The sequence below is a fragment of the Candidatus Aalborgicola defluviihabitans genome (genome assembly GCF_016705985.1).
Lineage (GTDB): Bacteria > Pseudomonadota > Gammaproteobacteria > Burkholderiales > Burkholderiaceae_C > Allorhodoferax > Allorhodoferax defluviihabitans.
Genome location: NZ_JADJKN010000023.1, coordinates 340,936 through 367,794, shown reverse-complemented (window position 1 = coordinate 367,794; position 26,859 = coordinate 340,936). Strand labels below are relative to the sequence as shown.

The 26,859-nt window shown below is 60.8% G+C and carries 28 protein-coding genes; 26 read left to right on the top strand and 2 right to left on the bottom strand.

Annotated elements, in window-relative coordinates; all coding sequences use genetic code 11:
* Position 1: 1 nt before the first annotated feature.
* Positions 2-907 (bottom strand): LysR family transcriptional regulator, encoded by a 906-nt coding sequence (locus tag IPI80_RS17720; RefSeq protein ID WP_413862444.1) that lies wholly within the window; start codon positions 905-907, stop codon positions 2-4.
* Between the two features lie 122 nt (positions 908-1,029).
* Here IPI80_RS17720 and IPI80_RS17715 point away from each other — a divergent pair, with 122 nt between their 5' ends.
* The 20 genes from IPI80_RS17715 (at position 1,030) to IPI80_RS17620 (ending at position 21,040) form a co-directional block, all read left to right on the top strand.
* On the top strand, positions 1,030-2,067 hold the full coding sequence (locus tag IPI80_RS17715; protein ID WP_413862443.1) for a cupin domain-containing protein: 1,038 nt from the start codon (positions 1,030-1,032) through the stop codon (positions 2,065-2,067).
* A gap of 16 nt (positions 2,068-2,083) precedes the next feature.
* Positions 2,084-2,785, top strand: coding sequence for a fumarylacetoacetate hydrolase family protein (locus tag IPI80_RS17710; RefSeq protein ID WP_413862442.1), 702 nt, complete (start codon positions 2,084-2,086; stop codon positions 2,783-2,785).
* A 34-nt stretch (positions 2,786-2,819) separates the two neighbouring features.
* The gene (locus IPI80_RS17705) at positions 2,820-4,013 is read left to right on the top strand and encodes a 3-hydroxybenzoate 6-monooxygenase (protein ID WP_413862441.1); all 1,194 of its coding nucleotides are present in this window, start codon (positions 2,820-2,822) and stop codon (positions 4,011-4,013) included.
* A complete protein-coding gene (gene maiA / locus IPI80_RS17700; protein ID WP_413862440.1) occupies positions 4,013-4,654 on the top strand; it encodes a maleylacetoacetate isomerase in 642 nt (213 codons plus the stop codon). The genes IPI80_RS17705 and maiA overlap by 1 nt, the downstream gene beginning before the upstream one ends.
* Positions 4,655-4,826: 172 nt before the next feature.
* On the top strand, positions 4,827-6,002 hold the full coding sequence (locus IPI80_RS17695; protein WP_413862439.1) for an ABC transporter substrate-binding protein: 1,176 nt from the start codon (positions 4,827-4,829) through the stop codon (positions 6,000-6,002).
* 18 nt (positions 6,003-6,020) lie between these two features.
* Positions 6,021-6,878, top strand: coding sequence for a branched-chain amino acid ABC transporter permease (locus tag IPI80_RS17690; protein ID WP_413862438.1), 858 nt, complete (start codon positions 6,021-6,023; stop codon positions 6,876-6,878).
* A gap of 9 nt (positions 6,879-6,887) precedes the next feature.
* Positions 6,888-7,883, top strand: a complete 996-nt coding sequence (locus IPI80_RS17685) for a branched-chain amino acid ABC transporter permease (protein ID WP_413862437.1) — start codon at positions 6,888-6,890, stop codon at positions 7,881-7,883.
* A complete protein-coding gene (locus IPI80_RS17680; RefSeq protein ID WP_413862436.1) occupies positions 7,880-8,635 on the top strand; it encodes an ABC transporter ATP-binding protein in 756 nt (251 codons plus the stop codon). The genes IPI80_RS17685 and IPI80_RS17680 overlap by 4 nt, the downstream gene beginning before the upstream one ends.
* Entirely contained in the window at positions 8,628-9,335 is a 708-nt protein-coding gene (locus IPI80_RS17675) for an ABC transporter ATP-binding protein (RefSeq protein WP_413862435.1), read from the top strand. The genes IPI80_RS17680 and IPI80_RS17675 overlap by 8 nt, the downstream gene beginning before the upstream one ends.
* Before the next feature lie 25 nt (positions 9,336-9,360).
* Positions 9,361-9,930: a hemerythrin domain-containing protein gene (locus tag IPI80_RS17670; protein WP_413862434.1), complete on the top strand. Its 570-nt coding sequence runs from the start codon at positions 9,361-9,363 to the stop codon at positions 9,928-9,930.
* A gap of 205 nt (positions 9,931-10,135) precedes the next feature.
* Positions 10,136-10,918 carry a crotonase/enoyl-CoA hydratase family protein gene (locus tag IPI80_RS17665; RefSeq protein WP_413862433.1) on the top strand — a complete coding sequence of 261 codons (783 nt, stop codon included), beginning with the start codon at positions 10,136-10,138 and terminating at the stop codon, positions 10,916-10,918.
* A 20-nt stretch (positions 10,919-10,938) separates the two neighbouring features.
* On the top strand, positions 10,939-12,807 hold the full coding sequence (locus IPI80_RS17660; RefSeq protein ID WP_413862432.1) for a feruloyl-CoA synthase: 1,869 nt from the start codon (positions 10,939-10,941) through the stop codon (positions 12,805-12,807).
* A gap of 42 nt (positions 12,808-12,849) precedes the next feature.
* Positions 12,850-14,115, top strand: a complete 1,266-nt coding sequence (locus IPI80_RS17655) for a thiolase family protein (RefSeq protein ID WP_413862431.1) — start codon at positions 12,850-12,852, stop codon at positions 14,113-14,115.
* A 65-nt stretch (positions 14,116-14,180) separates the two neighbouring features.
* The gene (locus tag IPI80_RS17650) at positions 14,181-14,945 is read left to right on the top strand and encodes an SDR family NAD(P)-dependent oxidoreductase (protein ID WP_413862430.1); all 765 of its coding nucleotides are present in this window, start codon (positions 14,181-14,183) and stop codon (positions 14,943-14,945) included.
* Between the two features lie 11 nt (positions 14,946-14,956).
* Complete coding sequence (locus IPI80_RS17645; RefSeq protein ID WP_413862429.1) at positions 14,957-15,376, top strand: acyl-CoA thioesterase; 420 nt, start codon at positions 14,957-14,959, stop codon at positions 15,374-15,376.
* A gap of 50 nt (positions 15,377-15,426) precedes the next feature.
* Positions 15,427-16,563 (top strand): ABC transporter substrate-binding protein, encoded by a 1,137-nt coding sequence (locus IPI80_RS17640; RefSeq protein WP_413862428.1) that lies wholly within the window; start codon positions 15,427-15,429, stop codon positions 16,561-16,563.
* A 20-nt stretch (positions 16,564-16,583) separates the two neighbouring features.
* Complete coding sequence (locus tag IPI80_RS17635; RefSeq protein WP_413862427.1) at positions 16,584-17,624, top strand: branched-chain amino acid ABC transporter permease; 1,041 nt, start codon at positions 16,584-16,586, stop codon at positions 17,622-17,624.
* Between the two features lie 89 nt (positions 17,625-17,713).
* The gene (locus IPI80_RS17630) at positions 17,714-19,480 is read left to right on the top strand and encodes an ABC transporter permease subunit (protein ID WP_413862426.1); all 1,767 of its coding nucleotides are present in this window, start codon (positions 17,714-17,716) and stop codon (positions 19,478-19,480) included.
* A 10-nt stretch (positions 19,481-19,490) separates the two neighbouring features.
* Positions 19,491-20,225, top strand: a complete 735-nt coding sequence (locus tag IPI80_RS17625; RefSeq protein ID WP_413862425.1) for an ABC transporter ATP-binding protein — start codon at positions 19,491-19,493, stop codon at positions 20,223-20,225.
* A 350-nt stretch (positions 20,226-20,575) separates the two neighbouring features.
* Positions 20,576-21,040 carry a MarR family winged helix-turn-helix transcriptional regulator gene (locus IPI80_RS17620; RefSeq protein WP_413862424.1) on the top strand — a complete coding sequence of 155 codons (465 nt, stop codon included), beginning with the start codon at positions 20,576-20,578 and terminating at the stop codon, positions 21,038-21,040.
* Between the two features lie 67 nt (positions 21,041-21,107).
* Here IPI80_RS17620 and IPI80_RS17615 read toward each other — a convergent pair whose 3' ends face one another.
* Positions 21,108-22,028: a LysR family transcriptional regulator gene (locus IPI80_RS17615; RefSeq protein WP_413862423.1), complete on the bottom strand. Its 921-nt coding sequence runs from the start codon at positions 22,026-22,028 to the stop codon at positions 21,108-21,110.
* A gap of 103 nt (positions 22,029-22,131) precedes the next feature.
* On the opposite strand from IPI80_RS17615, the gene IPI80_RS17610 reads away from it, so the two are divergent.
* Genes IPI80_RS17610 through IPI80_RS17585 form a run of 6 tightly spaced genes read left to right on the top strand, consistent with a single transcriptional unit; the run spans position 22,132 to position 26,859 of the window.
* On the top strand, positions 22,132-22,842 hold the full coding sequence (locus IPI80_RS17610) for a substrate-binding domain-containing protein (protein ID WP_413862422.1): 711 nt from the start codon (positions 22,132-22,134) through the stop codon (positions 22,840-22,842).
* 36 nt (positions 22,843-22,878) lie between these two features.
* Positions 22,879-23,919 (top strand): amidohydrolase family protein, encoded by a 1,041-nt coding sequence (locus IPI80_RS17605; RefSeq protein ID WP_413862421.1) that lies wholly within the window; start codon positions 22,879-22,881, stop codon positions 23,917-23,919.
* A gap of 2 nt (positions 23,920-23,921) precedes the next feature.
* Entirely contained in the window at positions 23,922-24,605 is a 684-nt protein-coding gene (gene ligK / locus IPI80_RS17600) for a 4-carboxy-4-hydroxy-2-oxoadipate aldolase/oxaloacetate decarboxylase (protein ID WP_413862420.1), read from the top strand.
* Between the two features lie 7 nt (positions 24,606-24,612).
* Positions 24,613-25,545, top strand: coding sequence for an amidohydrolase family protein (locus tag IPI80_RS17595; RefSeq protein WP_413862419.1), 933 nt, complete (start codon positions 24,613-24,615; stop codon positions 25,543-25,545).
* 1 nt (position 25,546) lies between these two features.
* Positions 25,547-25,990 carry a protocatechuate 4,5-dioxygenase subunit alpha gene (gene ligA, locus IPI80_RS17590; protein WP_413862418.1) on the top strand — a complete coding sequence of 148 codons (444 nt, stop codon included), beginning with the start codon at positions 25,547-25,549 and terminating at the stop codon, positions 25,988-25,990.
* The gene (locus IPI80_RS17585; RefSeq protein ID WP_413862417.1) at positions 25,990-26,859 is read left to right on the top strand and encodes a class III extradiol dioxygenase subunit beta; all 870 of its coding nucleotides are present in this window, start codon (positions 25,990-25,992) and stop codon (positions 26,857-26,859) included. The genes ligA and IPI80_RS17585 overlap by 1 nt, the downstream gene beginning before the upstream one ends.

Genomic DNA, 26,859 nt, shown 5'->3' with positions numbered 1-26,859 from the left:
TTTAGGCTGCCGGCCGCGTCGTTAAAAGCTCGGCAATCACCCGGCGCAGCCATTGTGAACCAGGGTCGTTGTGGTAGCGCTCGTGCCAGTGCTGCTTGACCTCGTACTGGGGTAACTGAAACGGGACCGCAAAGGTGCGCAAGGCGCCACGGCCATGCAGCACATCGCCCAAGCGCGAAGGGATGGTGATGATCAGGTCGGTGTGCTCCACCACCAGCGCCGCGCCGATAAAGTTTGGAATCTTCAGCGAAATCTTGCGCTTGATACCCATGCGCGCAATTTCCTGATCAATCAACAGCGGTGCAGAGCCTGACGAACTGATAACGGCATGGTCTTCGGACGCAAAGTGGTGCAGGGTCAGCTCGTGCTGGATGCGCGGGTGGTGGGCACTGACCATGCAGACAAAGTGCTGAACAAACAGCACGTTCTGGTAGAAACCTGCCTCCAGTTGCGGCAGGTAGCCCAGAGCCAGATCGGCCTCCCCGCTTTCCAGCAGGCGGGCAATGTCTTTGGTCAGCGGAATGATCTCGATGCGAATATTGGGCGCGGTAGCGCGCAGGGTCGCCCACAGTTTGGGCAGCAGCACCAACTGACTGATGTCAGTCATGCAGATGCGAAAGGTGCGCTCGGAAGTGGCCGGTTCAAAGGTATCCCGGTGGCCCAGCACCACAGCCAGTGCCTCCAATGCGCTGCGCACCGGACGCACCAGCCCCTCACCCAACGGTGTGGGCTCCATGCCCTTGGAGGTGCGCACAAACAGCGGGTCACCAAATTGTTGGCGCAGCTTGGACAGCGCCACGCTCACGGCGGGCTGGCCCAAATCCAGCGCCGTGGCGGCGCCGGTCACGCTACGGGTGCGGTAAATCGCATCCAACACCTGCAAGAGGCGAATATCGATGGTGTTCATGCCGACCTTTATTCGAATTTCGAATACTGAATATTAAGGGCTGCGGATTTACAGCATGTCAATCGACTTTTACGATCCAACCCACTGTCCAACACCCCCTAACAAATTACCGGAGACAGACCATGCATGAACTCGGTCGCCTAGAAGATTTGCCCCAAGACTACCGCGATGCGTTGACCCGCAAAAACCTGGTGCCGCTGTGGCCCAGTCTGCGTGCCGTGTTGCCGCACAATGTCCCCACGCGCGCTACGCAGGCCATTCACTGGCCCTACGCCACGCTGCGTCCGCTCCTCATGCAAGCGGGCGAGCTCACTCCCATGGAAAAGGCGGAACGCCGCGTACTGGTGCTGGCCAACCCGGGCCACGGCCTGGAGAACATGAAGGCCAGTCCCGCCATGTACTTGGGAATGCAGTTGTTGTTGCCCGGTGAGTGGGCCCCCAGTCATTACCACTCACCTAATGCCGTGCGCATGGTCGTGGAAGGCGAAGGTGCCTACACCACGGTAGATGGCGAAAAATGCCCCATGCAGCGCGGCGACCTGATCCTTACCCCTACCGGTCTGTGGCATGAGCACGGACACGATGGCGATCAGCCCGTGGTCTGGCTGGATGTGCTGGACCTGCCCATCATTTACTACACCGAGACCTCCTACGCTGTCGAAGGTGTGCGCCAACAGGTCAAGCCGGGGCGCGGCGACCAGGCCTATGCCAGCGGTGGCGTGGTGCCAAGCCCGGTATTCGAGCGCAGCGACAAGGCCTACCCCATGCTGCGCTACCCCTGGGCCCAAGCCAAGGCGTCGTTACTGGCACTCGCCTCGGATCGCGCCGATCTGCAAGCCGTGCAGGTTACCTACGTTAACCCGGAGACCGTCAAAGATGCGCAAAACAACCTGGGCTTCTACGCACTGATGCTGCGCCCTGGTCAAACGCTGCGTCTGCCGGCACGCTCGCCGTCACAGGTGTTCCACCTGATCGAAGGCGCAGCTGAAGTGCAAGTGGTCAGCAAGACCTTTGCCCTGGCCGAGGCTGACACCTGCTGCACACCGGGTTACGAGTCCGTGACGCTGAAAAACCTGCAAGCCGACCAGCCTGCTTTCCTCTTCATCGCCGACGAGTCGCCCCTGCACCGCAAGCTCGGCGTCTATGAGAACCGCGGATAAACCAAAAACCAACCCCATGACTGCTTACATTTTCCCGCCACCCGCCGTCCAGTCCCTGCCCATCCGTGGCAAGACCGAGCGCTTCCCCATCAACCGCCTGTTCTTTGTGGGTCGCAACTACCATGCGCATGCCATCGAGATGGGCAAACCGGTGGACAAGTCCGTCGAGCGGCCGTTTTACTTCACCAAGTCGCGTGACACGCTGCTGGACAGTGACTCCACCACACCGTACCCACCCGAAACCCAGAACTTCCATTTCGAGATGGAGATGGTGGTGGCCATTGGCAAGGCAGGCTTTCGCGTCGGCCTGGATAGCGCCCATGAACTGATTTATGGCTACGCTGCCGGGCTGGACATGACCCGGCGCGACCTGCAGCTGGTGGCCCGCGACAAAGGCCGGCCCTGGGACTTGGGCAAGGATGTAGAGCAATCGTCTGTGTGTTCGGAAATCGTGCCCATGCAGGGGCAGATTATCGACCAGGGCACTATCGAGTTGGAAGTCAACGGTCAAACCCAGCAATCTTCAAATGTGGACAAGCTGATCTGGAGCGTGCGCGAAATCATCGCCGATCTATCGCTGTTCTACCACCTGCAACCCGGTGATTTGATCTACACCGGAACACCCGAAGGCGTTGGCGCAGTCAAGACCGGCGACGTCATCACCGGCCATGTGCAAGGCATTGGAGCAGTAACGCTCACCATCGGTGCAGCCGAGTAAAGCATTTCCCCAAAGAGATTCGAGGAGACATTTCATGACACAACAACTACCTGTTCTGGTTTCCGGTGGTGGCATCGGCGGACTGGCGGCCGCGCTGGCCCTGGTGCGCCAGGGTTTCGAGGTTACTGTCTTTGAGCAGGCCGCCGAAATTGGCGAAATTGGCGCCGGCATTCAGCTGGGTCCCAATGCCTTCCACGCGTTTGATGCACTGGGTGTGGGTGACAAGGCGCGCAGCCGTTCCGTCTTTACGGATTACATGGTGATGCACGACGCACTCGATGAGTACCAGGTCGGAAAAATCCCCACCGGCGAAGCCTTTCGCAAACGCTTTGGCAACCCCTATGCGGTGATTCACCGGGTCGACATCCATCGTTCGTTACTGGAAGGCGCGCAGGAAACCGGCAAGGTGCAATTCATTACCAGTACCCGCATCGAGCGCGTGGAACAGGATGACCAATCGGTCACGGTGTTTGACCAGAACGGCAAGTCCTACACCGGGCAAGCCCTGATTGGCGCTGACGGCGGCAAGTCCGTGGTGCGCCAGCAGTATGTGAACGACCCACCTCGCGTCACCGGCCATGTTGTCTACCGCTCCGTCGTGGACAGGCCGGACTTCCCCGAGAACCTGCAGTGGAACGCTGCCAGCATCTGGGTTGGCCCCAACTGCCACCTGGTGCACTACCCGCTGCGCGGTGGCGAGCAATACAACGTGGTGGTGACCTTCCACAGCCGCAACCAGGAAGAGTGGGGTGTCACCGAAGGCAGCAAGGAAGAAGTGGAGAGCTACTTTCAGGGCATCTGTCCCAAGGCCCGCCAGCTAATCGAACTGCCCAAGAGCTGGAAGCGCTGGGCCACGGCCGACCGCGAGCCGATCGACACCTGGGTGTTTGGCCGCGCCACCATCCTGGGCGATGCTGCCCACCCCACCACCCAGTACATGGCCCAAGGTGCCTGCATGGCGCTGGAAGATGCGGTCACCCTGGGTGAAGCGCTGCGCGTGAATGACAACGACTGGACCAAGGCGCTGGCGTTGTACCAGCGATCCCGCGTGGCCCGCACCGCGCGCATCGTGTTGTCCGGCCGGGAAATGGGGCGGCTGTACCACGCCAAGGGCGTGGAGCGCCTGGTGCGCAACAGCCTGTGGAAAGACCGAACATCCGAGCGCTTCTACGATGCGATGGAGTGGCTGTATGGCTGGAACGTCGGTAACTGCTTAGCGCAAGACTGATGCAGCTCTACAACTTTTACCGTAGCGGCACCTCGCACCGCCTGCGCATTGCGCTCAACCTCAAAGGGTTGGATTTTGACTACGTTGCCATCCACCTGGGCAAGGACGAGCACCACAGCGCCGCCTTCAAGGCATTGAACCCACAGGGGCTGGTGCCTGCTCTGGTGCTGGACGACGGTCTGGTGCTGACGCAGTCGCCCGCCATCATCGAATGGCTGGAAGAGCGCCACCCCACACCCGCCCTGTTGCCGGTGCTGCCCCAAGACCGCGCCCGGGTGCGGGCCCTGGCCGCGCTGGTGGGCTGCGACATCCACCCCCTCAACAACCGACGGGTGCTGGAGTACCTGCGCCAACAACTGGGCTGCGAAGACGCAGCCGTCAACGCCTGGTGCGCCACCTGGATCACGGCCGGCTTTGAAGCCCTGGAGAACCTGCTCGCAGCCGATACGCGTCGGGGAGACTATTGCTTTGGCAACACGCCTACGTTGGCCGATGTGTACCTGGTGCCGCAGGTCGAAAGTGCACGCCGCTTCAAGGTTGATCTTTCGCCCTACCCCCATATCTGCGCTATTGACGAAGCCTGCGGGCGCCTGCCGGCCTTTCAAATGGCGACACCCGGCGTACAGCTGGATGCCACATGACCACCTGGCAATCAGCTACTCGGGTGCACAGGCCTGTGCCATCTCGATATAACACTTATCAAGATATGCAATTTGTATATATCAGCTAGTGACCATCCACCCACGACAAACGACGGGTGAGTCCCTAAAATTTCCCACAGACAACGCCCACACCATAACCCTGGAGACAACCATGACAAAGTTCACCATCGCCTTCAAACTGTCTGCCGTGCTGGCCGCCTGCGCGACCTGCTTTACGGTGCAGGCCGCCGAGCCACTCAAGATCGGTCTGGTACTGCCCATGTCGGGGCCATTTTCTGCCTATGGCAAGCAGATCGAACACGGTGCACGCCTGTACCTGCAACAAAGCGGCGGCAGCTTCTCCGGTCGCAAGGTGGAACTGATCATCAAGGACGACACCGGTGTCGCGCCTGAAATCAGCAAGCGCGCGGCCCAGGAACTGGTGGTCAAGGACAAGGTGGACATCCTGGCTGGCTTTGGTCTGACACCGTCGGCTTTTGCTGTGGCACCCCTGGCAACGGAAGCCAAGAAGCCCATGATCGTGATGAACGCCGCCACATCGGCCATCACCACCAAGTCTGAATACATCCTGCGCGTATCACACACCCTGCCCCAGGTGACTGCTCCCATTGCCACCTGGGCCGCCAAGAACAACATTAAAAAGGTCTACACCCTGGTGGCGGACTACGGCCCTGGTCAGGACGCCGAAGCACAATTCAAGAAAACATTTACCGTAGCCGGCGGCGAAGTGGTGGGCGAAGTGCGAACACCCGTGAAAAACCCGGACTTTGCACCCTTCTTGCAAAAGATCAAGGATGCCAAACCCCAAGCGGTGTTCCTGTTTGTGCCGCCCGGTGAGCAGACCATCGCCTTTACCAAAGGCTTTGCCGAGCGCGATCTGGCCAAGGCCGGCATCCGCATCATCGCCACCGGTGACCTGACCGGCGAAGACGTGATCGACGGCGTAGGTGACAACGCACTGGGTATTGTCAATTCCATGCAATATTCCGAGGCGCACAACTCACCTGAAAACAAGGCCTACGTGGCTGCGTACTACAAGGCCTACCCCAAGGACCGCCCAGACTTCATGTCGGTCAGCGGCTACGACGGCATGCAGTTGATCGCCAAGACACTGGAGAAAACCGGCGGCGACGCCACAGGTGACAAGTTCATGGCAGCCGCCAAGGGACTTGCCTGGATCAGCCCACGTGGGCCCATCAGCATTGATCCGCAAACCCGCGACATTGTGCAGACCATCTACATCCGCAAGGTAGAGAAGGTGGCCGGCAAGCTGCAAAACGTGGAATTTGAATCGCAAGCCAACGTCAAAGACCCCGGCAAACAATAAGCAGAAGCGACCGCCGCCATGACAGTCCTTTTTGACGGCATTGCTTCGGGCATGCTGCTGTTCCTCATCAGCGTGGGCTTGTCGGTCACGCTCGGTTTGATGAACTTTGTGAACCTGGCGCACGGTTCATTTGCCATGGTGGGCGGCTATGTGTGTGTCACGCTGCTTAACAAGGCAGGGGTGCCGTTTCTGGCCTGTCTCCCCCTGGCCGCGCTGGCCACGGCGCTGGTCGGCGTGGCGCTGGAGCGCACCCTGTACCGGCGGCTGTATACCGCCACACATCTGGACCAGGTGCTGTTTTCGCTCGCCCTGGTGTTCATGTCGATGTCTGCCATGCAGTACTTCTTCGGCGCGCAGCAACAGCCGCTGAACCTGCCTGATTTTCTCAAGGGGCAAATCAACCTTCCGGGGCTGGATATGGGTATCTACCGGCTGTTCCTGATCGCAGTGAGCCTGTTGATCGCGTTTGGCCTGCAAAGCATGGTCAGCGGCACCCGCTTTGGCGCACAACTGCGGGCCTCTGTGGACAACCCGCGCACCGCGCGCGGCGTGGGTATCAACGTGGAGCGCATCTTCACATTGACCTTTGCGCTGGGCAGTGCGCTGGCCGGGCTCGGCGGGGCCATGGGTGTGGAAATGCTGGGACTGGACCCCGGATTTCCGGTCAAGTACATCGTCTATTTCCTGATTGTCGTGGCCGTGGGTGGCAGCGGCAGCATTACCGGCTCCCTCGTCGCGTCCCTGATCCTGGGTGTTGTGGATGTCGCCGGCAAGTATTACGTACCGCAGGTGGGATCGTTTGTGATCTACGCCGTGATGGTGGTCATGCTGGTGTTCCGCCCGCAAGGACTGTTTGGCCGTATGGCTGCTCGTTAGGACAACACCATGTCAATTGCTTCCATTGATCTCGCGCCACTACAGCGCGCCGACCGCTGGCGTGTTGCGGAGTGGGCCTTCTGGCTGCTGCCGGTGCTGGGCTACTTTGTGTTCCCCGACAACCTGGTGTTGCTGACACAGATAGCCATCACCGCACTGTTTTGCCTGTCGCTGGATCTCATTCTGGGTTATGCCGGCATCGTGTCACTGGGCCATGCCGCTTTTTTTGGATTAGGCGCCTACACCGCAGGGCTGTTGGCCAGTCACGGTTGGGGTGAACCGCTATCGGGACTTGCCGTGGCAGCGCTGGCCAGTGGCGTACTGGGTTTTATCACCAGTTTGCTGGTGTTGCGTGGGGCCGATCTGACCCGTCTGATGGTGACCTTGGGCGTGGCCATGATGCTGTTCGAGTTGGCCAACAAGCTGACCTTCATCACGGGCGGCGTAGACGGCTTGCAGGGTATTGAGATGAAGCCTATCTTTGGCACCTTTGGTTTTGACATGGTTGGCAAGACAGCGTACTGGTACACCATGGTGGTGCTGTTTCTGATGTTCTGGGCTGCCCGCAAGCTGGTGCACAGCCCGTTTGGCCTGTCCATCAAGGGCATCCGCCTGAATGTGGCCCGCATGCCAGCCCTGGGGGCACCGGTGAACGCACGCCTGGCCGCCATCTACACCATTGGCGCGGCCTACGCCGGCGTGGCCGGTGCGCTGATGGCGCAAACCACACAATTTGTCGCACTGGATGTTCTGTCCTTCAACCGCTCGGCTGAATTGTTGCTGATCCTCGTGCTGGGTGGGTCCGGCAGTCTGTATGGCGCAATGCTGGGTACCATCGTCTTCATGGCTGCCCACCATGTGCTGTCGGACATGAATCCCGAGTACTGGCAATTCTGGCTGGGCGCCATGTTGATGTTGATCGTGCTGTTTGCCCGTGATGGCGTGATGGGCGGCCTGCGCACTGCAGCCGCGCGACTCATTCCCCGCAAGTTGGCCGCACCATGAGCCCCTACGCACTCCAAACCAAGGGCTTGGTGAAGAAGTTTGGCGGCTTTGTTGCCACCAATGACGTCACCCTTAACGTGCAAGCCGGCGCCCGCCACGCACTCATCGGCCCCAACGGTGCTGGCAAGACCACGCTGATCAACCTGCTCACTGGTTTTCTGGAGCCTACTGCTGGCCAGGTCATTCTCAACGACGACGACGTTACGCAACTGGCACAGCACCAGCGCGTCAAACGCGGTTTGGCCCGTACCTTCCAGATCAACCGCCTGTTTGCCGAGTTGACCGTATTGGAGTCTGTGGTGCTGGCCGTGAATGAGCGCCTGGGGCTTGGCGCACGCTTCTTCAAACCGGTGGGCGCCCACACTCAGGCCGTGCAGGAAGCAGCCGAACTGCTGCACACCTTGCGCCTGGCCGACGTTGCACACGAACAAACCCGCAGCCTGGCCTATGGCAAGCAGCGCCTCATCGAAATTGCGCTGGCACTGGCGGCCAAGCCCAAGGTCCTGCTGCTGGATGAACCGGCTGCGGGTGTGCCCACATCGGAAAGCCGGGAGCTATTTGCGTCCATCGCTGCTTTGCCGCGCGATGTGACCATCCTGCTGATTGAACACGACATGGATCTGGTTTTCCGCTTTGCCGATCAAATATCGGTGCTGGTGAGCGGCGCCCTGTTGACCCAGGGCACGCCCGACCAAATTGCCAATGATCCAAAGGTGAAAGAGGTGTACCTCGGGGAGACCGTCCATGGCTGAACTGCTGTATCTGGACAAGCTGTGGGCCGGCTACGGTGAGGCCGTGGTACTGGAAGATGTATCGCTGACGCTCAATGAAGGAGACAGCCTTTCGCTGTTGGGCCGCAACGGCATGGGAAAGACGACACTGTTGTCCACACTCATGGGTGCCGCCGACTACAAATCGGGCGTGATGCACTTTGCGGGGCAGGATCTGAGCAAGGTCGCACCCTTTGCCCGCGCCCACCTGGGCCTGGGCTGGGTGCCGCAAGAACGCGACATCTTTCCGTCCTTGACGGTAGAAGAAAATCTGACCGTGGTGGCGACCAAGGGGCACTGGGACGTAGCCAAGGTTTGTGCGATGTTTCCCCGCCTTGGCGAGCGCCGCCTGAACATGGGTAACCAGCTCTCGGGTGGCGAGCAGCAGATGCTGGCACTGGGCCGCGCGCTCATGCTCAACCCCAAACTACTGCTGCTGGACGAGCCCCTGGAAGGTCTGGCCCCACTGATCGTGCAGGAGCTGCTGTCCATCATTCAGCAGCTCACCGAAGAAAGCGGCATGGCCGTGATTCTGGTAGAGCAGCACGCCCGCCAGATCCTGCCGCTGACCCGCCAGGCCTTGGTGCTGGAGCGCGGCAAAGGCGTGTACCAAGGCCCCAGCCAGCCACTGCTGGACGACAGTGCACTGCTCGACAGCTGGCTGGGCGTCTCCAGCCACTAAGCACTCCAACCATACGGGAATTACCATGCGCGCCATCGACATCATCCACGCCGAGCACCGCGCTCTGAGCGCCGTGCTACAGGCCTTTCGCATTGTGCTGGACGGCATCCGAAGCGGCACAATGCAGCCGGATTTCACGCTGCTGGATGCCCTGATTACCTATATCACCGAAGTCCCCGACCGGTTGCACCATCCCAAAGAAGATGACGTCCTGTTCGTGAAAATTCTGGAAGTGCTTCCCGAGCTGGCACCGTTGATTGAAAAGCTGCAGCACGAGCACGTTATGGGGGCCCGAGGCACCCTGGCCTTGCACGAGGCACTGAAGGTCTACCAAACTGCGGGCAGCGCCGGTTTTGCCGAATTCGACGCAACGGCCAGCCGCTATATCGAATCATCCCGCAAGCATCTGGTGACAGAAGAGACTGAACTTCTGCCCGTGGCCAAGCAAAAGCTCGCGCCGCAGGACTGGGCCGGTATCGATGCCGCATTCGAAGCCAACAAGGACCCTTGGTCCGGCCCCACCGGGGAATTCCGCGCCCTGTTTTCGCGCATCGTCGCCATGGTGCCTGCACCCTACGGCGTTGGGCCAGCGTAAGGCCTTTCAAATCCATTTTTGCGACTCCATTGGGACGGCCGTTGACCGCCCCAATGGAGTCGGGCGCCCTGCCGTTTTGTGTGAACCTCCGTTCATGCATTTCACCCACAAAATTCTAGGGTAAACACTGAGAAATTAGTTTCAAAGATCCGTTGATTTAGTTATGGTCTATAACCATAATTCATTCAACTGAGGACCCCTCTCCATGACATCCAAAGACATCCATCTCGACATTTGCGGCGACCAGAACGAAGTGGCCGTCATCCGTCTGACGCGCCCCAAGAAGCGAAATGCCATCAACGACGCACTGATTCTGTCCATCCGCGATTTGTTTGAGAAACTGCCCGCCACCGTGCACGCCGCCGTCATTGACGGTGAAGGCGAGCACTTCTGCGCCGGCCTGGATTTGTCAGAGCTGTCCGAGCGCGACGCCGGCCAGGGCTTGATCCATTCCCGCATGTGGCACGCTGCACTGGAGCGCGTGCAATACGGACCGGTACCTGTTGTCGCAGCCCTGCATGGCGCAGTGGTGGGCGGAGGCCTGGAGTTGGCCAGTGCCTGCCATATCCGCGTGGCTGATGCCTCCACTTTTTACGCCTTGCCCGAAGGCACGCGCGGCATCTTTGTCGGCGGGGGTGGCGCGGTGCGCATTCCACGCTTGATTGGTGCGGCCCGCATGGCCGACATGATGTTCACCGGCCGCGTTTACAACGCCGAAGACGGCGAGCGTATTGGCCTGTCGCAGTATGTGGTGCCCGCAGGCGATGCATTCAAAAAGGCCTTCGAGCTGGCACAGGTCATCGCCAAAAATGCGCCGCTGACCAACTATGCACTGATGCATGTGCTGCCCCGGATTGCCGAGCAACCGGCAGACCAGGGTTATGTCAGCGAAGCCATGATGGCCGCCATTGCCCAGAGCGCGCCCGAAGCCAAAGAGCGCGTGCGCGCCTTTTTGGACGGCAAGGCCGCCAAGGTCAAAAAAGCCTGAGCGGCCCCGAGGAGGCACACATGACAACAACCAGCCACGTCTACCGCTCGCTGCATTTCGGCGTCACCCGTGGCGTGCTGACCGAAGCGCCAGGCGGCGTGCAGTATCTGAAAGCCGAACAGGCGCTGGAGCCCTGCGCACCTCGCATGACCGACCGCTTTGTGCATTGGGCCCAGACCGCACCGCACCGCACCTGGATGGCCCAGCGCGTTCGCAATGCTGATGGCAGCAAGGGCGACTGGCAGCACATTACTTACGCGCAAGCACTAAACAAGGCGCGTGCGATTGCACAGGCACTATTGCTGCGCGGCCTGAGTCCAGACCACCCGGTGCTGATCCTGAGCGAGAACGACTTGAACCACGCCTTGCTGGCACTGGGTTGCATGCTGGCCGGAGTGCCGTGGTCACCGGCGTCACCCGCTTATTCCACCATCAGCACCGACTATTCCAAGTTGCGCCATGTGGTGAACACTCTCACCCCCGGCCTGGTGTTTGCCAGTGATGCCAGCCGCTACGGCAAGGCCGTGCTGGCCACCATTGCACGCGATGTGGAAGTGGTGTTTGCCACTGGCACCGTGGATGGTCTGGACAGCACGCCCTTTGCCGAGCTGCTCCATACCGTGGCCACCAGCGCGGTGGATCGCGCCATAGCGGCCACCGACCCTGACACCATCGTCAAATTCCTGTTCACCAGCGGCTCCACCAAGCTACCCAAGGCGGTCATCAACACCCAGGCCATGTGGTGTGCCAACCAGCAGCAAATGCGTCAGAGCATGCCGGTGCTGACCGAGCTGCCGCCCGTGCTGGTGGACTGGCTGCCCTGGAACCACACCTTTGGTGGCAACCACAATTTCGGCATGGTGTTGTACAACGGCGGCACGATGTACATCGACGAAGGCAAGCCGGTGCCCGCGCTGATTGGCGAGACCCTGCGCAACCTGCGCGAGATTGCCCCAACCTTGTACTTCAATGTGCCCACCGGTTTTGAAGCCATCGCCGGCGCCATGAAGACCGACCTAGCCCTGCGCAAGAACTTTCTTTCCCGCGTCAGCATGTTCTTCTACGCTGGCGCGTCACTGGCCCAACCGGTGTGGGACAAGCTGTTTGAAAGCGCCGAAGCCGAGTTGGGCCAGCGCATCGTCATGACCAGCGGCCTGGGCATGACCGAGTCCGGCCCCTTTGGCCTCTTTGTCACCAGCCCAAATGTGCAGGCCGGTGACCTGGGCTTGCCCACGCCCGGGCTAGAGCTGAAACTGGTGCCCAACGAAAGCAAGATTGAGGTACGTTACCGGGGCCCCAACATCACCGTGGGTTATTGGCGTGCACCGGAAGAAACCTCAGCACATTTTGATGCGGAAGGCTTCTTCTGCACCGGCGACGCGCTGAAGTGGATTGACGCGCAGGACATCCACCAGGGCCTGCGCTTTGATGGCCGCATTGCCGAAGACTTCAAGCTCGCCACCGGAACTTTCGTGAGCGTGGGGCCGCTGCGCGCCAAGGTCATTGATGCGGGGGCACCTTGCATCCAGGACGCAGTCATCACTGGACTGAACCAGCACGAGGTCGGCGCGATGGTGTTCCCCAACGTAGCCGCCTGTCGCAAGCTCAGCGAATTGAATGCCGACGCCGGCATGGACCAGGTGCTGACCAGCACCCCGGTGCTGGCGCACTTTCAACAGGTGGTGGATACCCTGGCGGCCAGTGCCACCGGCAGCGCCAACCGCATTGCCAAGCTGTGCCTGCTGGCCGAACCGCCCACGCTGGACCGTGGTGAGATCACCGACAAAGGCTCCATCAACCAGCGCGCTGTGTTGACGCTACGCGCGGCCACCGTGGACGCGCTGCACGCCGGCAGCCTGCCCTACACCCTGACACCCAAGGCAGCGTAACGCAGCCCGCCACTTTCTTCACTATTTCAGGACACATTGACCATGGCGAGCAAAGGTTTTTTCAGCGCATTTACCGACGTGTGGTTGCTCGACGGAGTGCGCACTCCCATGGTGGATTACTGTGGCGCACTGGGCCACATCTCGCCTACCGATCTGGGTATAAAGGCTGCACGCGAGGCACTCAAACGCGCCGGCGTACCAGGTGAGGACATTGGCTCGGTCGTGACCGGCAACATGGCACCTGGCGACTTTGACCAGTATTTTCTACCTCGCCACATTGGTCTGTACGCCGGCGTACCAGTGGAAGTGCCTGCCATCATGGTGCAGCGCATCTGCGGCACGGGCTTCGAGCTGTTCCGCCAGGCCGGCGAGCACATCCAGGGCGGCGCCTGCGAGGCCGCGCTGGTGGTGGGCACCGAAAGCATGACACGCAACCCCATTGCGGCCTTTGACCACCGCACCGGCTTCAAGCTCGGCGCTCCGGTGGGCTTCAAGGATTACATGTGGGAGGCACTGAAAGACCCGGCTGCTGGCATCAATATGATCCAGACCGCCGAGAACCTGGCCAAGCAATACGGCATCACCCGCGAAGCAGTGGACACGTTTGCCGCCAGCTCGTTCGCCAAGGCAGTGGCAGCGCAGCAAAGCGGCTTCCACGCTGGCGAAATAGTGCCGGTGGTCTCCGAGAAGTTTGAGCTGCCCGGTTACAAGACCCGCGGCATCAAGCTGCACGGCAAGTTGACCGAAGTGGCCCATGACACCCATGCGCGCGTCTCGCCCGTCGAAGTACTGGCCAAACTCAAGGCCGTGTTTGCCGATGGCGTGCAGACGGGTGGCAACAGCGCCGCGTTGGTCGATGCCGCCGCTGCGTGTGTGGTGGCGTCTGGCGACTATGCCAAGGCCCATGGCTACCAAGCCGGTGGCAAAAAGGCCCTGGCCCGCGTGGTCGCCGCCACGGCCGTGGGCGTGCCGCCCGAAATCATGGGCATTGGCCCGGCACCGGCCATTCGCCTGCTGCTGGAGCGCACCGGGTTGACGTTGAACCAAATTGGCCGTTTCGAAATCAACGAAGCCCAGGGCGCACAGACCCTGTCCGTGGGCAAGGAATTAGGCCTGGACCTGAGCAAGCTCAACGTCAACGGCGGTGCCATTGCCTTGGGCCACCCGCTCGCCGCCACCGGCGTACGCCTGACGCTGACCCTGGCGCGCGAAATGCAGCGTGCCGGTGTGCGCTGGGGCATCTCCAGCGCCTGCGTGGGCGGCGGCCAGGGAATGGCCCTGCTGCTGGAGAATCCCAACGGCATTTAGGCCGCTAGCCCTCGTCAACACTACACAACACACTATTATTTTTATAGTAAAAAAAGGAAATCACCATGAATATTCAAGGACAGGCAGCGCTGGTGACCGGCGGTGGCTCCGGCCTGGGCGAGGCTACGGCCCGTGAACTGGCCCGCCTGGGCGCCAAGGTCGCCATTCTGGACGTCAACCTGGCTGGTGCCCAAGCGGTAGCAACCGACATTGGCGGCGTAGCACTACAGTGCGACGTGACCAGCCCCGAAAGCGTGCAGGCCGCCATCACGGCCGCCGCCGCCGCCCACGGCCCGGCTCGCATCCTGATGCAAATTGCCGGCGTTGGCAGTGCCAAGCGTGTGGTGGGCAAGGACGGCAACGCCGCACCGCTGGAAGACTTTGTGCGCGTCATCAACGTCAACCTGATCGGCACCTACAACGCGGCCCGGCTGTTTGCCGCTGCCTGCGCCAAACTGGACCCCATGGAAGACGGCGAGCGCGGCGCCATGGTATTCACCGCCTCCGTGGCCGCGTTTGACGGACAGGTGGGCCAGCAGGCCTACAGCGCCTCCAAGGCCGGTGTGGCGGGCATGACCCTGCCCATGGCGCGCGATTTGGCCCAACACGGCATCCGTGTCTGCACCATCGCCCCGGGCCTGTTTGCCACGCCGCTGATGAAGACCCTGCCAGAGGCGGTGCAACTGTCGCTGGCAGCCAGCATCCCGTTTCCACAGCGCCTGGGCAAGCCCGAGGAGTTTGCGCAGTTGGCCACCCACATTGTCAGCAACGGCCATCTCAACGGCGAAGTGATCCGCCTGGACGGCGCCCTGCGCATGGCCCCCCGTTAAAAGTGAACAGCATGAGCAAGACAGTAATTTTTGAAGTGGAAGTGATGTTTGGCGACTGTGATCCCGCCGGCATTGTGTTTTTTCCCAATTTCTCCAAGTGGATGGATGCCTCATCCTTCAACTTTTTTCGGCAGTGCGGCGTGCCACCCTGGCGCGAACTGGTCAAGACCACCGGCATCATCGGCAACCCGCTTCTGGAGATCCGCACCACGTTCAAGCGCCCCGCCACCTACGGCGACGTGATCCAAGTGCACACCTCAATTGATGAGTGGCGGGAGAAGACCTTTGTGCAACGCCACATCGTCAAACGCGGCGACGACCTGCTGTGCGAGGGCACCGAGACCCGGGCGTTTTGCGTGCGCGTTCCCGGCGATGAGTTCCGCATCAAAGCCATTCCCGTTCCCGATGACATCAAGGCCCTGTGCACTTGATGCCATCCAATTTCCCGTTCCCCCACCTGTAACAACCGAAGGAGACAAGCATGAAGAAGATGATCAAAACTGCGGCCGGTGCCGCCATTGCCCTGCTCGCAACCGGCGCCGCGCTGGCCGACATCACCATCGGCGTGGTCCTGCCACTGACCGGACCGGCCTCGGGCCTGGGCATTCCCGTGGGCAACCAGATGAAGCTCTGGCCCGCGACTATCGGCGGTGAAAAAATCAAACTCATCGTGCTGGACGATGCCACCGACCCCACCAATGGCACCAAAATTGCCAAGCGCTTTGTGACAGAAGACAAGGTCGACGTCATCATCGGCTCCGTCGCCACACCGGTGGCCATTCCCATGGCTGCCGTCGCTGCCGAGTCCGGCACCGTGCAACTGGCCCTGTCTCCCATGGGCCTGCCACCTGGCAAGGACGCCTGGACCTTCCGCCTGGCCCAGAGCAATGCTGTGATGTCGCATGCCGTGGTGGGCCTGATGAAGAAGCAGGGTATCAAGACCGTAGGCTTTTTGGGCTACACAGACGCCTATGGCGAAGGTTGGCTGAAGGACTTCACGGCTGAGGCCGAGAAGAACGGCATCAAAATTGTGGCAACTGAGCGTTTTGCCCGCTCCGACAGCAGCGTGACCGGCCAGGTGCTCAAACTGGTTGCCGCCAACCCCGACGCCATGCTGATCGTGGCTTCGGGTAGCGGTGCCGCCATGCCCCACATGGCGGTGGTGGACCGTGGCTACAAAGGCAAGATTTACCAGACCCATGCCGCCGCTACGCGCGATCTGATGCGCGTGGGTGGCAAGGCCGTGGAAGGCGCGTATGTGGTGTCCGGACCGGCCGTGATTGCCGAACAGTTACCTGACAACCATCCTTCCAAACCGATAGCAATCGACTTTGTCCAAAAGTACGAAAAGGTTTACGGCGTTGGCTCGCGCAACCAATTTGGCGGTCACGGCTACGACGCCGAGCTGGTGCTGGAAAAGGCAATTCCGATCGCGCTAAAAAAGGCCAAGCCCGGCACACCCGAGTTCCGGGCCGCCTTGCGTGACGCACTGGAAACCATGGGTCGCACCGTCGTATCCCAAGGCGTCCTCAATTGGACCAAGGACGACCACTGGGGCTTCACACCCGAGACCGGCGTGATGCTGAAGGTGGTCAACGGCGACTGGAAAGTCGAATAATTCCTTAGCAAGGCAATTCCATGGACTTTTCGATCGCCAGCATCCTGATGCTGGACGGTGTGACCAACGGTGCCATCTACGCCCTTCTGGGCATCGCCACTGTGCTGGTGTTTACCGTCACGCGGGTCATCTTCATTCCGCAGGGTGAGTTCGTCACCTATGGGGCTTTGACGCTGGCCATTTTGCAGACTGGCAAGGTCCCTGGAACTGTTTGGTTGCTGTTGATTCTTGCAGCCCTTGCGGCGGCCATGGATGGCTTGGCCCAGTGGCGGCGCCAGCACCACCTGTTGGCGTCCTTGAAGGCTGTAGCCAAGACCCTGGCCGTGCCCGCCGCAGTGGCTGCCGTAACCGCCTGGGCGGCACCAATGCAGGCACCGCTGCTGGTGCAGGCCTTCTTGAGCATCTGCATAGTCACGGCTTTTGGGCCGCTGGTGTACCGCGTGGCTTTCCAGTCGCTGGCCGATGCCACGCCACTGGTGCTGCTCATCGTGTCGGTGGGTGTGCACTTTGCCATGACCGGGCTGGGCCTTTTGTTCTTTGGTGCCGAGGGCTTTCGCAACCCGCCGTTCTGGGACTTGCGCCTGGCGCTGGGCCCCGTCAGTCTGACGGGGCAGACCCTGATCATCGCTGTCGTGTCGGGCGCGCTCATCGTGCTGCTGTGGTTGTTCTTTGAGCGCTCTGTGTACGGCAAGGCGCTGCGGGCTACAGCGGTCAACCGCCTGGGTGCCCGGCTGATGGGCATTTCGTCCCCTGCTGCCGGACAACTGACCTTTGCCATGGCGGCACTGATTGGTGCGCTGTCGGGTCTGCTGATCGGCCCCACCACCACGGTGTTTTACGACTCCGGATTCCTGATTGGTCTCAAGGGCTTTGTGGCCGCCGTGGTGGCGGGCCTGTCCAGCTACCCCGGTGCGCTGGGGGGCGCACTGTTTGTCGGCGTGGTCGAAGCGTTTGGCTCGTTTTATGCCAGCTCGTTCAAGGAAGTCATTGTGTTCACCATCATTCTGCCGGTGCTGTTGTGGCGCTCCCTGAACGGCGATCATTCAGACGAGGAGCATTAGGATGAAACCCCCACGCTCATTCACTTCGTGTAACTCACTGCCCCCGGAGGGGGCACCTCAGCGCCTTCGGGCGGCCGGGCGGCACTGACATGCTGGCGCGCAAATATGGTTTGTGGGCGCTGGTCGTCGCTCTCATCGCAGTGGCCGTGTTGCCCTTGCCCGATTTCTGGATCACCCAGCTCAACTACATTGGCCTGTATAGCCTGACCTGCCTGGGTTTGGTGCTGCTCACCGGTGTGGCCGGGCTCACCTCATTCGGTCAGGCCGCCTTTGTCGGCATTGGTGCGTACTCCACCGCCTGGCTCACGCTCAACGCGGGCCTGTCGCCGTGGGTCACGCTGTTTATCGGTTTGGCGATCACTGCAGTATCGGCACTGATCGTGGGCGGCATCACACTGCGCATGTCGGGCCATTACCTGCCACTGGCAACCATCGCCTGGGGCCTTTCCTTGTACTACCTGATGGGCAACATCGACGCCTTGGGCAAATATGACGGCCTGCTGGGCATCCAGGGCCTGTCCTTGTTCGGCTGGGATCTGGGTCAGGGCCGCGGCTTTTATGCGCTGACCTGGTTCACCGTAGTGTTGGCCGCGCTGGCAGTGCTGCACCTGCTGGACTCCCGTGCCGGGCGCGCCATGCGATCACTTCGCACCGGCACGCTGATGGCCGAAGCCATGGGGGTGCCCACCCTGCGCTACAAGATCACCATCTTTCTGATTGCGGCGCTGCTGGCATCGCTCTCGGGTTGGTTGCTGGCGCACTTTCAGCGCACGGTGAACCCATCGTCGTTCGGCCTGAAGATGGGCATTGAATACCTGTTCATGACTGTGGTGGGCGGCGTGAGCCACGTGTGGGGCGCCATCACCGGTGCGCTCTTGACCAAGCTGCTGGAGGACCAATTGCAGGTCCTGTTGCCCCAGTGGATTGGCACCAGCGGCAGCTACGAGACCATCGTCTTTGGCATCGTGCTGGTCCTGATGCTGAAATACCTGCCCGACGGCCTGTGGTCATTTGTCGAGAAGCGCTTGCCGAGCCCCCAACGCACGGTGGACTGGGAGCGCGCTGCAGCCCTGCCTGAACGCACCAAGCCCGCACACGGCGATCTGGTGCTGGACGTACAGACCATCCGCAAGGTATTTGGCGGACTGGTGGCGGTAAACGACATCAGCTTCCAGATCAAGGCTGGGCAGATCGTTGGCCTGATCGGCCCCAACGGCGCCGGCAAGTCCACCACCTTCAACCTGATCACCGGTGTGCTCTCGTTGACCAGTGGTGACGTCGTGTTTCGTGGCCAGAAAATTGGCGGCCTTCGCTCGCGGGAGATTGCAGCGCGCGGCATATCGCGCACTTTCCAGCACGTCAAGATGATCGCCGACATGACCGTGTTGGAGAACGTGGCCCTGGGCGCCCACCTGCGTGGGGCCAAGGGCGTGCTGGCCGCCATGACACGGCTCAACCGCACTGAAGAACAACAACTGTTCCGCGAAGCCCAGCGCCAGCTGGAACGCATTGGCATGGGTGCCTACCTGCACGAGCAGGCCGGTAACCTGGCCATGGGGCCGCAACGCCTCATGGAGATTGCCCGCGCCTTGTGCAGCGACCCTGCACTGCTGCTACTCGACGAACCCGCCGCCGGCCTGCGCCACCAGGAGAAGGCGGCCCTGGCCGGCGTGCTGCGCCAGCTGCGCAGCGAGGGGATGAGCATCCTGTTGGTTGAGCACGACATGGACCTGGTGATGGAGGTGTGTGACCACCTGGTGGTCATGGAGTTCGGCACCTTCCTGACGCAAGGCACACCGGAATTCATCCAGAAAAGCCCCGAGGTACGCGCCGCCTACCTGGGTACGGAACATTAGGAATCACGCTATGTCCACACCATTGCTCCAGGTCAGCGGTCTGCGCTCAGGCTATGGCCGCGCCGAGGTCTTACACGGTATTGACCTGCATGCCGACAAGGGCAGCGTCATCACCGTAATCGGCCCCAACGGCGCCGGCAAGTCCACCCTGCTCAACACCCTGATGGGCATCCTCCCCAGCCAGGGCGGCATCACCTTTGACGGCCAATCCATCGCCAGCATGACACTGGAAGAACGCGTCATGCAAGGCATTGCGCTGGTGCCCGAAAAGCGCGAGCTGTTTGGCACCATGCAGGTGGAAGACAACCTGCTGCTGGGCGGCTTTCGTCAAATGCGCCTGGGCAATGCCCAATGGCGTGACCGCATGACCGACGTGTTTGACCTGTTCCCCCGCCTGAAGGAACGCCGCACCCAATTGGCCGGCACCCTCTCCGGCGGCGAACGCCAGATGCTGGCCGTGGGCCGTGCGCTGATGGCCCGCCCCAGCCTCTTGATGCTGGACGAACCGTCATTGGGATTGGCTCCGCTGGTGGTGCGCGAGATCTTCAACATCATCACCGAGCTGCGCCAGACCGGCGTGACCATTGTGTTGGTGGAGCAAAACGCCCGCGCCGCGCTGGCCGTAGCTGACTACGGTTACGTGCTGGAAATGGGTGAACTCAGCGCGCAGGGTCCTGCCGCCGACCTGGCCGAAGACCCACGGGTGATTGCCACCTACCTGGGTTCTGCCAAGAAAGTTGCATAAGAAAACAGGGTCTAGCCCTCGTCAAATATGCGCAAACAGCTATAAATACAATAGCGTTTATGAATTTTTACCAACCCGCCACCGCCGACATGGCGTTCATCCTGGAGACCGTGCTGCAAGAGTCTGCCAGGTTTGTGGGGGAAGTCATCGCCCCACTGAACCGCGCCGCTTACCTGCAGCCATGTAACACTGGCCCGCAGGTGCCCCGCGCTACAGTGAGCCGGCACAGGCCTTTGCGCGCTGGGTGCTGCCCGAATCTGCCATGCGATTTGCTATCATCAAAAACGCTCTTTTGACCGTTTCCACCACAGCCTCCAGCAGCGCAACCACCGGTTGACGCGCCCCATTCCATGCCTACCACCCGCCCCGATACCGCCATTGACCAGATCGATACCCGTTTTCTGGAATCCCTGGTGGGCTACAACACCCGGCGCGCCACCTTGGTCATCATCGGCTCGTTTCTGGAAAAAATGGCGGTATTTGACCTGCGCCCGGTGGACTTCTCGGTGGCATGCCTAATTCTGCACAACCCGGGCATCACTTCGCGCCAGTTGTGCGCCACCCTGGGCCTGTTGCCGCCCAACTTGGTGGGCCTGCTTAACGCACTGGTCAAGCGCGGCCTGATTACGCGCAGGCCGCATCCCAATGATGGGCGCGCCCTAGGGCTACACCCCACACCCGATGGTGAAAAGCTGATCCGCAAGGCCGAGAAGGTGGCTTTTGCCTTAGAAGCCGAGTCTGCCGCCGGCCTGACCCCTACCGAGCGCAAAACCCTGATCCGCCTGCTGCAAAAGGTTTACCTCACGCAAAATTAGTGCAACCCACCCGACGACCCCCAACAACAAGCCCAATCGATCATCCGCAAAGGAAACATCACGCTGCTTAGCGGTAGTCCTGCATCGCCTGCTTCACCACATCGGCCACCAGCGCTTGCACACCCTTGTGGGTCTCGGTGCTGGGGCGACGGGCCGAGGTCACCAACATCAGCTCGCACACCAGTTGCGGGTTGTACAGGCGGTGCGTGGTGAAGCTGTGCGGCTTCTGAAAGTTGCTGAGTGTGTAGGGCGGCAGCACGGCAAAGCCCAGGCCTTCACCCACCAGTTCCAGAATGGCATTGAGTCCGTCCACTTCCAATTCGATCTTGGGTTTGAGGGCCATGCCTGCCAATTCGGTTTCGATCAGGATGCGAAAGGCATTGGGCCGGCTCGGCAGGATCAGTGGCAGCTCGGCCAGGATGGGCAACGGCATGCGGGCCTTAAGCGCAGGTCCCTTCAGACGCTGCACACAAGCCTTGGATGCAATCAGCACCAGGGTTTCACGGTGGAGTATCTGGGTTTCTATGTCCGGTGAATGGGTGGGGTTGTAGAGCAGTGCCATGTCCAGCCGGCCCGAACGCAGGCCTTCGTTCATGGCAACAGAAAACCCCTCAGTCAAGGTCAGGTGTGCGTTCGGCAGGCGCTTGCGAAATTCCAGCGTCAGCGGCACGGTGATGAGCTTGCTCAAGGATGGCGGCAAACCAATGGATACATGGCCGCCCAACGCTCCGCGCGTGGATTCAAGTTCTTCACGGGCCAATGCCACCTGGTGCAGGATGCCGCGGCCATGTTCCAGCAGCACCAGCCCCGGCTCTGTCAACGTCACGCCGCGCCCGTTGCGCAGCAGAAAGGTCTGGCGCAATTCCACTTCAAGCTGACGAACATGGCGGCTGAGCAACGGTTGCGGTATGCCCAAAGCACTGGCTGCGCGGGTGAAACTGCCCAGTTCAGCCACGCGGACAAAGGATTCGATCTGTTTGAGGTCCATTGTCTATCTCGATATAACGGTCTGCAAGGTATGCAATCGGGTTATAGCAGCTAGTGGCCATTTCCGCACGACAAATTGAGGGGTTATCCCTAGAATTTCCCCCATGCAAGCCGCTTCAAATTTTCCAAACAAAACACTCACCGGCATCTCATCCATGGCCACCCGTGCTGTGCTGGCCGACTTGATCGGAGCCTATGCGAAAGCCACTGGCAACAGCATCGCCATCGAATCGGTAGGTGGTGTGGATGCGGCCAAACGGGTGCAGGCCGGAGAGGCGTTTGACGCCGTGTTTCTGGCGGCAGACGCCATCGACAAACTGATCGCCAGCGGCCATGTTCTCGTCGGCAGCCGGGTGGACCTGATGCGCTCGGGCGTATCGGTGGCCGTACGCAAAGGTGCGGTCCAACCCAGCATTGCCACTGAGGCCGCGCTGATGGCGACTGTGCTTGCAGCATCCAGCATTGGCTATTCCACAGGCCCCAGTGGTGTGGCATTGATCAAGCTGTTTGAACGCTGGGGCATTGCACCGCAAATCCAGAGCCGCCTTGTACAAGCCACGCCCGGCGTTCCAGTGGGCAGCATGGTGGCCAACGGAACAGTCGCTCTGGGTTTTCAGCAAACCAGCGAGCTGTTAAACCTGCCGGGCATTGCCATTCTTGGGCCGTTACCCGAGTCCGTGCAGATTGTGACCACTTTTTCTGCCGGCGTGTGCGCCACCAGCCAGGACGCAGCGACCGTACAGGAGCTGTTGGCCTACATGGCTGGCCGTGATTGCGCCGACGCCAAACGCCGCCAGGGCATGGAACCGGCCTGACCCCTTAGCCAATTTTTTGAAGCCCGAGAGAGACACATGAAAAACCCACTCATCATCGACTGCCACGGCCACTACACCACAGCCCCCAAAGCGCTGGAGACCTGGCGCAATGCGCAAATTGCCGGCATCAAAGACCCATCCGCGATGCCCAAAGTGTCCGACCTGAAGATCAGCGACGACGAACTGCGCGAGAGCATTGAGACCAACCAGCTGCGTTTGATGAAGGAACGCGGCAGCGACATCACGCTGTTCTCGCCCCGCGCCAGCTTCATGGCCCACCACATTGGCGACTTCAATGTATCCAGCACATGGGCTGCCATCTGCAACGAACTGTGCCACCGCGTGAGCACCCTGTTCCCAGACCACTTTGTGCCCGTGGCCATGCTGCCGCAAAGCCCCGGCGTGGACCCAAGAACCTGCATTCCCGAGTTGGAGAAGTGCGTCAAGGAATATGGCGCGGTGGGTATCAACCTGAACCCCGACCCCAGCGGCGGCCACTGGACATCGCCCCCGCTATCGGACAAGCACTGGTACCCCATTTACGAGAAGATGGTGGAGCACGACTTGCCAGCCATGATCCACGTGAGCACCAGCTGCAACGCCTGCTTCCACACCACTGGCGCACACTACCTGAATGCCGACACGACGGCTTTCATGCAGTGCCTGACCAGCGAGCTGTTCAAGGATTTCCCCACGCTCAAGTTCCTGATTCCGCACGGTGGCGGCGCCGTGCCCTACCACTGGGGCCGTTTCCGCGGCCTGGCGCAGGAGTTGAAGAAGCCGCTGCTGGAAGAGCATTTACTCAACAACATTTTCTTTGACACCTGTGTCTACCACCAGCCAGGTATCGATCTGCTCAACACCGTGATCCCGGTGAAGAACGTGCTGTTTGCGTCCGAGATGATTGGTGCTGTGCGCGGCATTGATCCGCAGACCGGCAACTATTACGACGATACCAAGCGCTATATCGAAGCGTCGAAGATTCTCAGCGATGACGACCGCTTCCAGATTTACGAAGGCAATGTGCGCCGCGTGTTCCCGCGCCTGGATGCCGCGCTTAAACAGAAAGGAAAATGACCATGTACGAACTAGGCGTTGTGTACCGCAACATCCAGCGAGCCAACCGCGTGGCCGCCGATGGCATGGCCGCGCTGGGCTCTGCCACCGTGCACGAGGCCATGGGACGTGTGGGTTTGCTCAAGCCCTATATGCGCCCCATTTACAGCGGCCAACAGGTGTCCGGAACGGCGGTGACCGTGCTGCTACAGCCCGGCGACAACTGGATGATGCATGTGGCAGCGGAGCAAATCCAGCCTGGTGACATCGTGGTGGCCACTGTTACGGCCGACTGCACCGACGGCTACTTTGGTGACCTGCTGGCCACCAGCTTCCAGGCCCGTGGGGCGCGCGCCCTCATCATCGACGCCGGTGTGCGCGATGTGAAGGAGTTGCAACGCATGGGCTTTCCGGTGTGGAGCAAATGCATCAGCAGCAAGGGCACAATCAAGGCCACGCTGGGTTCAGTCAACATCCCCATCGTCTGTGCCGGCATGCTGGTGACACCGGGCGATGTAATCGTGGCCGATGACGACGGCGTGGTTTGCGTGCCCGCAGCGCGTGCCGTGCAAACGCTGGAAGCGGCGCAAAAGCGCGAGAGCTTTGAAGGCGAAAAGCGTGCCAAACTGGCATCCGGCATTCTGGGCCTGGACATGTACAAAATGCGCGAACCGCTGGCGGCTGCGGGTTTGAAATACATCGATTGAGACCCGCATGACACCAACCACAACAGGTGATTTCACCAAGACCCCCGGCTGGCTGGACTGGTACACCGGCCCCAGCAAGCCCCGTTTCACCGTGCCCGCCGGTGCAGTAGATGCGCATTGCCACGTCTTCGGTCCCGGCGCCGAATTTCCCTTCGCGCCCGAGCGCAAGTACACGCCCTGCGATGCGTCCAAGCACCAGTTGTTCGCCTTGCGCGACCATTTGGGTTTTGCCCGCAACGTCATCGTACAGGCCACCTGCCATGGCGCGGACAACCGGGCTCTGGTGGATGCATTGAAGAGCAGCGCGGGTCGGGCGCGTGGCGTAGCGACCGTCAAACGCAGCGTCAGCGATGAAGACATTCAAGCAATGCACGACGCCGGTGTGCGCGGTGTGCGCTTCAACTTTGTGAAACGCCTGGTGGACTTTACGCCTAAAGACGAGTTAATGGAGATTGCCACACGCATAGCCAAGTGGGGCTGGCACGTGGTGATCTACTTCGAAGCCGTGGACCTGCCCGAGCTGTGGGACTTTTTCACTGCGCTGCCCGCCACGGTGGTGGTGGACCACATGGGCCGCCCCGATGTGTCCCTGCCCGTTAATGGGCCGCAATTTGCCCTGTTCCAGAAGTTCATGCGCGAACACGCCAATGTGTGGAGCAAGGTGAGTTGCCCCGAGCGCCTCTCGGTCGCCGGACCCAAGGCCCTGAATGGTGAGCAAAACGCCTACCGCGACGTGATTCCGTTTGCCAGGGCGATCGTCGAAGAGTTCCCCGACCGCGTGCTGTGGGGCACCGACTGGCCGCACCCCAATCTGAAGGACCACATGCCTGATGACGGGCTGTTGGTGGACTTTATTCCCCACATCGCCACCACGGCGGAGCTGCAGCACAAACTGCTGGTGGACAATCCCATGCGGCTTTATTGGCCCGAGGAAAGCTGACATGGCACTCGACAAACCTTACCTGGATGTCCCCGGAACCATCATTTTTGATGCCGAGCAGAGCCGCAAGGGCTACCACCTGAACCAGTTCTGCATGTCGTTGATGAAGGCAGAAAACCGTGCTCGCTTCAAGGCCCATGAACGCGCCTATCTGGATGAGTGGCCGATGACGGAGGAACAGAAGCTGGCCGTGCTGGCCCGCGACCTGAACCGCTGCATGGCGGCCGGGGGCAACATCTACTTCCTGGCCAAGATTGGCGCTACCGATGGACTGAGCTTTCAGCAGATGGCCGGCAGCATGACCGGTATGACCGAAGACGAATACCGCGCCATGATGGTGGGCGGTGGACGCAGTGTCACAGGCAACCGCTTTGTCGGTGAAGACGGCGACGCCCAACCGCAACACCAGCCCCAGGGCAAGGCCGGCAAGAAAGAGAGCACCTGATGGCCCGCATCACCGCATCCGTTTACACCTCGCACGTGCCCGCCATTGGGGCGGCGCTGGACCTGGGCAAGAGTCACGAGCCGTATTGGCAGCCCGTGTTCAAGGGCTACGAGTTTTCCAAGCAGTGGATGAAGGACAACCAACCCGACGTCATCTTTTTGGTCTACAACGACCACGCCACCGCCTTCAGCCTGGACATGATCCCCACTTTTGCCATCGGCACAGCGGCGGAATTTGCCATCGCTGACGAGGGCTGGGGCCCACGCCCGGTGCCCAAGGTCATCGGTCACCCCGCGCTGGCGTCCCACATTGCCCAGTCCGTCATCCAGCAGGACTTTGACTTAACCATTGTCAACAAGATGGACGTGGACCACGGCCTGACGGTGCCGCTGTCGCTGATGTGCGGCGTCAAGGACCCGGTGAAGGACGCCTGGCCCTGCCCGGTGATTCCGTTTGCCGTCAACGTGGTGCAGTACCCAGTGCCCAGCGGCCAGCGCTGTTTCAACCTGGGCAAGGCCATAGCCAAGGCCGTGGAGAGTTTTGATGAAGACCTGAACGTGCACATCTGGGGGACAGGCGGCATGAGCCACCAGCTGCAAGGCCCGCGCGCCGGCCTGATCAACAAGGAATTCGACAACGCCTTCCTGGACCAGTTGATTGCCAACCCAGCCGATGCAGCTGCCATCCCCCACATCGACTACGTGCGCGAGGCGGGCAGCGAAGGTATTGAACTGGTAATGTGGTTGATCGCCCGTGGTGCTATGAAAGATATAGCTAATAACACCGTATCGGCGAGGGCTAGACACCGTTTTTACCATGTACCCGCATCCAACACAGCGGTCGGCCACCTGATTTTGGAGAACACCTGA

Coding starts and splice junctions, on each gene's coding strand:
- IPI80_RS17720 (WP_413862444.1), bottom strand. CDS start 907: ATGAACACCATCGATATTCGCCTCTTGCAGGTGTTGGATGCGATTTAC.
- IPI80_RS17715 (WP_413862443.1), top strand. CDS start 1,030: ATGCATGAACTCGGTCGCCTAGAAGATTTGCCCCAAGACTACCGCGAT.
- IPI80_RS17710 (WP_413862442.1), top strand. CDS start 2,084: ATGACTGCTTACATTTTCCCGCCACCCGCCGTCCAGTCCCTGCCCATC.
- IPI80_RS17705 (WP_413862441.1), top strand. CDS start 2,820: ATGACACAACAACTACCTGTTCTGGTTTCCGGTGGTGGCATCGGCGGA.
- maiA (WP_413862440.1), top strand. CDS start 4,013: ATGCAGCTCTACAACTTTTACCGTAGCGGCACCTCGCACCGCCTGCGC.
- IPI80_RS17695 (WP_413862439.1), top strand. CDS start 4,827: ATGACAAAGTTCACCATCGCCTTCAAACTGTCTGCCGTGCTGGCCGCC.
- IPI80_RS17690 (WP_413862438.1), top strand. CDS start 6,021: ATGACAGTCCTTTTTGACGGCATTGCTTCGGGCATGCTGCTGTTCCTC.
- IPI80_RS17685 (WP_413862437.1), top strand. CDS start 6,888: ATGTCAATTGCTTCCATTGATCTCGCGCCACTACAGCGCGCCGACCGC.
- IPI80_RS17680 (WP_413862436.1), top strand. CDS start 7,880: ATGAGCCCCTACGCACTCCAAACCAAGGGCTTGGTGAAGAAGTTTGGC.
- IPI80_RS17675 (WP_413862435.1), top strand. CDS start 8,628: ATGGCTGAACTGCTGTATCTGGACAAGCTGTGGGCCGGCTACGGTGAG.
- IPI80_RS17670 (WP_413862434.1), top strand. CDS start 9,361: ATGCGCGCCATCGACATCATCCACGCCGAGCACCGCGCTCTGAGCGCC.
- IPI80_RS17665 (WP_413862433.1), top strand. CDS start 10,136: ATGACATCCAAAGACATCCATCTCGACATTTGCGGCGACCAGAACGAA.
- IPI80_RS17660 (WP_413862432.1), top strand. CDS start 10,939: ATGACAACAACCAGCCACGTCTACCGCTCGCTGCATTTCGGCGTCACC.
- IPI80_RS17655 (WP_413862431.1), top strand. CDS start 12,850: ATGGCGAGCAAAGGTTTTTTCAGCGCATTTACCGACGTGTGGTTGCTC.
- IPI80_RS17650 (WP_413862430.1), top strand. CDS start 14,181: ATGAATATTCAAGGACAGGCAGCGCTGGTGACCGGCGGTGGCTCCGGC.
- IPI80_RS17645 (WP_413862429.1), top strand. CDS start 14,957: ATGAGCAAGACAGTAATTTTTGAAGTGGAAGTGATGTTTGGCGACTGT.
- IPI80_RS17640 (WP_413862428.1), top strand. CDS start 15,427: ATGAAGAAGATGATCAAAACTGCGGCCGGTGCCGCCATTGCCCTGCTC.
- IPI80_RS17635 (WP_413862427.1), top strand. CDS start 16,584: ATGGACTTTTCGATCGCCAGCATCCTGATGCTGGACGGTGTGACCAAC.
- IPI80_RS17630 (WP_413862426.1), top strand. CDS start 17,714: ATGCTGGCGCGCAAATATGGTTTGTGGGCGCTGGTCGTCGCTCTCATC.
- IPI80_RS17625 (WP_413862425.1), top strand. CDS start 19,491: ATGTCCACACCATTGCTCCAGGTCAGCGGTCTGCGCTCAGGCTATGGC.
- IPI80_RS17620 (WP_413862424.1), top strand. CDS start 20,576: ATGCCTACCACCCGCCCCGATACCGCCATTGACCAGATCGATACCCGT.
- IPI80_RS17615 (WP_413862423.1), bottom strand. CDS start 22,028: ATGGACCTCAAACAGATCGAATCCTTTGTCCGCGTGGCTGAACTGGGC.
- IPI80_RS17610 (WP_413862422.1), top strand. CDS start 22,132: ATGCAAGCCGCTTCAAATTTTCCAAACAAAACACTCACCGGCATCTCA.
- IPI80_RS17605 (WP_413862421.1), top strand. CDS start 22,879: ATGAAAAACCCACTCATCATCGACTGCCACGGCCACTACACCACAGCC.
- ligK (WP_413862420.1), top strand. CDS start 23,922: ATGTACGAACTAGGCGTTGTGTACCGCAACATCCAGCGAGCCAACCGC.
- IPI80_RS17595 (WP_413862419.1), top strand. CDS start 24,613: ATGACACCAACCACAACAGGTGATTTCACCAAGACCCCCGGCTGGCTG.
- ligA (WP_413862418.1), top strand. CDS start 25,547: ATGGCACTCGACAAACCTTACCTGGATGTCCCCGGAACCATCATTTTT.
- IPI80_RS17585 (WP_413862417.1), top strand. CDS start 25,990: ATGGCCCGCATCACCGCATCCGTTTACACCTCGCACGTGCCCGCCATT.